Origin of the sequence: Acinetobacter sp. UBA801 (assembly GCA_002296655.1) — a bacterium.
Classification (GTDB): Bacteria; Pseudomonadota; Gammaproteobacteria; order Pseudomonadales; family Moraxellaceae; genus Acinetobacter.
The window spans coordinates 1-4,191 of the sequence record DBIN01000011.1 but is presented as its reverse complement, the minus strand read 5'-3'; the positions used below and the strand labels follow the sequence as shown (position 1 = coordinate 4,191).

General features: G+C 43.0%; 3 protein-coding genes and 1 pseudogene. 1 reads left to right on the top strand and 3 read right to left on the bottom strand.

Annotated elements, in window-relative coordinates; genetic code table 11:
• Window positions 1-118: 118 nt before the first annotated feature.
• Window positions 119-799: pseudogene (locus B2W49_RS01395) on the top strand (putative porin); the annotation flags it as partial.
• Between the two features lie 55 nt (window positions 800-854).
• On the opposite strand, the gene recJ reads toward B2W49_RS01395, so the two are convergent.
• The 3 genes from recJ to glmM all read right to left on the bottom strand — a co-directional run.
• Window positions 855-2,558, bottom strand: coding sequence for a single-stranded-DNA-specific exonuclease RecJ (gene recJ / locus B2W49_RS01390; protein ID WP_291333896.1), 1,704 nt, complete (start codon window positions 2,556-2,558; stop codon window positions 855-857).
• A 13-nt stretch (window positions 2,559-2,571) separates the two neighbouring features.
• Entirely contained in the window at window positions 2,572-3,228 is a 657-nt protein-coding gene (gene pdxH / locus B2W49_RS01385; RefSeq protein ID WP_291333894.1) for a pyridoxamine 5'-phosphate oxidase, read from the bottom strand.
• Window positions 3,229-3,241: 13 nt separating this feature from the next.
• Window positions 3,242-4,191: phosphoglucosamine mutase (gene glmM, locus B2W49_RS01380; protein WP_291333891.1), on the bottom strand; the 950-nt coding region annotated here is incomplete at its 5' end.

The following is a 4,191-nucleotide window of genomic DNA, read 5'->3' as shown; positions in this document are numbered from 1 at the left end:
AAAGCCCATATAAATGGGTAGAGTACAAGTTGCTGTAGAAGCATTTTTAATTCGTCTGATCACAGATACTTTATAAGGTATTTTAATACTTTTTTGAATCCGTCAATGCGTAAGTCCTAATACATTATTCATTAATGGCAAATATTATTTAAATGGTGTTCAAGTCAAAAATGCACCTTTAGCTGAAGCTGCTTTCTTAGCTAAAGCGAGCAATATTGGTCTAGGTTATGCTAATGCTAGCGGTGATGGGGATGAGGATATTGATGTTTTAGGCATTAATGGTGAATTTTTTATTCCTAACACTCAATTTTATGTGAATGGTGCAATTAATCAAACCAAATTTGATGGTGATGATAATACTGGTTATGCTCTTGAAGTTGGTTACTTACCAGTCAATGGCTTATTATTAGCAGTTGGTGTAGCAGATGAAAGCGTAGACCCTGTTCAAGTTGCAAACTATGGCTTTACCACAAATCTTCTAAATCAATTAACAGTAGGTGAAGATACTGCTGTCTCTTTACGCGCTAAGTATGTCACTCAAATTGGCAACCATTTTGCTAACTTTGAAGGCTTGTCTTATTTTGGTGATGAAACAACTTATCGCTTAGGTGCTGATCTTTATATCGACCCAACTTTAAGTGTAGGCGTTTCTATTGCAGACTCAACTGCTGATGATTCTGAAACTGTTTTTGGCGTTCGTGCACAAAAATTCTTTACCCCAACAATTGCAGTTGGTGTAAATTACACAACAGTTGATGAAATCGATTCATTCGGTATCAATGGTACATTCCGCTTCTAATCCCTCATATTAAAAGCAAAAAATCCGCTCAAATTTGAGCGGATTTTTATTTGGGCTACTGCTCTAAATGCACAATCTGCAACTGTAAACTGACATTGCCATTAAACACATTGCGCTCTAATTCATAAACCAAACGCACATCATCCCGCATCGGGTTAAATTCAAATTTATCTTTGGCACCAAAGGCAATCGCATCCAGCACTTGGCTATTCTCCAAAGCCAGACGCAGTTTTAAATGCGTCTCTTTAAGCCATCTAAAATCCACCACTTTAAAACGCCCTTCAAATACAGGTTGTGGAAATTTATGTCCCCACGGTGCCAAATGCTGCAGCATCTCTACCGTGTGTAAATGAAAAGCCTCTGGTGGCAATTCACCATCTGTCCACAGTACGGCATGAAACAGCTCAGCATCCATCTGCGCAATTAGCTGTTCAAACACCTGTTTAAATTCTGCAAAATGAACCTTTTTAATGGTCAAGCCTGCGGCTGCAGCATGCCCACCAAAATGACTAACCAAGTGTGGATATTGCTCTGCCACCAATTCTATAGTGTCACGTATGTGAATTCCCTCTATTGAACGGGCAGAGCCTTTGATATGCTCACCATCTTCATCGGCTGCAAATACAATCGCAGGGCGATGAAACTGTTCCTTTAAGCGTCCTGCAACAATCCCAATCACACCTTGGTGCCAATGTTCTTCAAACATAATCAATGCATGCGGTAAATCGCTTTGATCTAACTGCAGCTTTTCCAATTCTGCCAGCGCATCCTGTTTAATTTGCCCTTCAACCTGACGGCGTTCCTGATTCAAAGCATTCAACTGACGTGCCAAAGCATAGGCACTTTGCATATCCGTTGCCAGTAAACACTCGATTCCAATATCCATGGTTTCCATGCGCCCTGCAGCATTAATACGTGGCCCTAAGACAAAACCTAAATCCTGCGCTTTGAGCTGTGCGGGTTCTCGTCCTGCCAAGTCCAGCAATGCACTAATCCCTGGACGACATAAATTCTGCTGTATCCGTTTTAAGCCTGCATCCACCAAAATACGGTTGTTATAATCCAGACTGGCGACATCGGCATAGGTACCCAAAGCCACTAAATCTAAATATTGAGTCAAATTTGCAGCAGGTTTGCCCTGTTTTTTACGCTGACTGGATAAGTTCGCCAAAACGTAAAATGCCACGCCCACTCCCGCCAAAGCTTTACTTGGGAAATCACAACCCAATTGATTCGGATTCACCACAGCCTCTGCATTTGGGGTGGCTTTTGTAGTGAGGTGGTGATCGGTGATGATGACCTGCATCCCCAAAGCTTGCGCACGTTCCACGCCCGCATGACTGGAAATCCCGTTATCTACCGTAATTAATAAATCAGGCGCATAACGCTCAAAAGCCAAATCGGCAATGGCGGGGGTTAAGCCATAACCATATTTAAAACGGTCAGGTACTAAATACTGCACCTGTGCGCCCATTTCGCGCAGTGCCAGAATCATGAGTGTGGTACTGGTCGCGCCATCGGCATCGTAATCGCCCACAATTACAATTTTTTTCTGCTGATCAATTGCCTGATCCATTAGCTGAATTGCTTCAGGTAGACCTTTCATATCTGGGGCAAGCAAGTGCTTCAGTTTAAGTTCTAGCTCCTGCTCCGACGTAACGCCACGGCGCGCTAAAATTTGGGCAACAAATGTAGAGACGCCCTGAAAGTTTTCAGGGCGTGTAAGTAAAGGTCTTTGTTTTATTAGAATTTTTGACATAGTTTCCAGTCATTTAAGGCATCAAGCGTTGTAGTTTCCACTCACCTTCAATTTTTTCATAAGCTAAGCGGTCATGCAAACGGTTCGGACGACCTTGCCAAAATTCGTAATAATCAGGCTGCAAGCGGTAGCCACCCCAAAATACGGGTTTTTGCAATTCAGATTGATCAACCACTTGGGCATGCAAGTCTTGAAAACGCGCCTGTAATTCTTCACGGCTAGTAATCACACCACTTTGCGGGGTACTAATATGTGCAGCAATCTGATTGTCACGTGGGCGTTTGTGATAGTACGCTGTCGACTCTTGCTCATCAATTTTTTCGACATAGCCACTCACCCGAATTTGACGTTCTAGCTCAGGCCAGTAAAACAATAATTCCGCATAAGGATTCGCTGCTAAATCTAGCCCTTTTTGACTGTCATAATTGGTATAAAAGTCATAGCCTGCTTCGGTGGCTCCGCGCAGCAACACGGTACGCACATGCGGACGACCTTGCGCATTAGCAGTTGCCAATGACATCGCATAGGGTTCGTGTAGCTTGGCTTCTAAGGCATGGTTAAACCAATTCAAAAACTGAATATGCGGATTGGCACTGACCTGTGCTTCTAGCAATTCACCTTTTTGGTAACTTAAACGCAGCTCACTTAAATCTTTAATTAAATCACTCACGATTTACCCCCCTTTAGACGGCATGACGACGTACAGAATCTGCTAAATCTTTTGCCAATGCCTTCACTTCAGCCAAATCATCACCTTCCACCATCACACGAATCACAGGTTCAGTGCCCGATTTACGAATCAATAAGCGTCCACGACCTTTCAGCTGTTCCTTGGCACGATCAAACTCTTCCACCAAGGCAGGAACGCTATACGGGTCAAACATATTTGCTAAGCGCACATTTTCCAACACGTTTGGCAACAGTTTAAAATCTGCCACCAATTCATGCAGGGCTTTATTTTTTTCGACCATCACCGTTAACACTTGCAAGGCAGCAATAATTGCATCACCTGTAGTGCTCTTATCCAAAGTCAAAATATGTCCCGATGGCTCACCACCAATGACCCAGCCATTTTCTTCTAGACCTTGTAGCACGTAACGGTCACCGACATTGGCACGCAATAAAGGCACTTGGGCTTTTTCTAAAGCCAATTCCAACGCCATATTGCTCATCAATGTGCCTACAATTCCTGCAGGTTTTTTCGAGCCTTGCGTGGCAAGAATATATAAAATATGGTCACCATCAATCAGCTTGCCATGACGGTCTACCAAAATTACACGGTCGGCATCGCCATCAAAAGCAATCCCCAAATCGGCTTGATGATCCAACACCGCCTTTTGTAAATGCTCAGGATGAGTCGAACCACAATGTTCATTAATATTTAAACCATTCGGTTCATTGTGAATAGCAAAGACTTTGGCACCCAGTTCACGGAATACTGCAGGGCCGACGTTATAGGCTGCACCGTTGGCACAATCGACCACAATGGTCAGGTCATTTAAATCTAAATGATATGGGAAAGTCGATTTACAAAACTCAATGTAACGCCCATTGGCATCTTTTACACGAACACTTTTACCCAAGTTGGCTGTGTCTTCAATTTTTAACTCTTGCTGTAATTCTTGGTTAATTT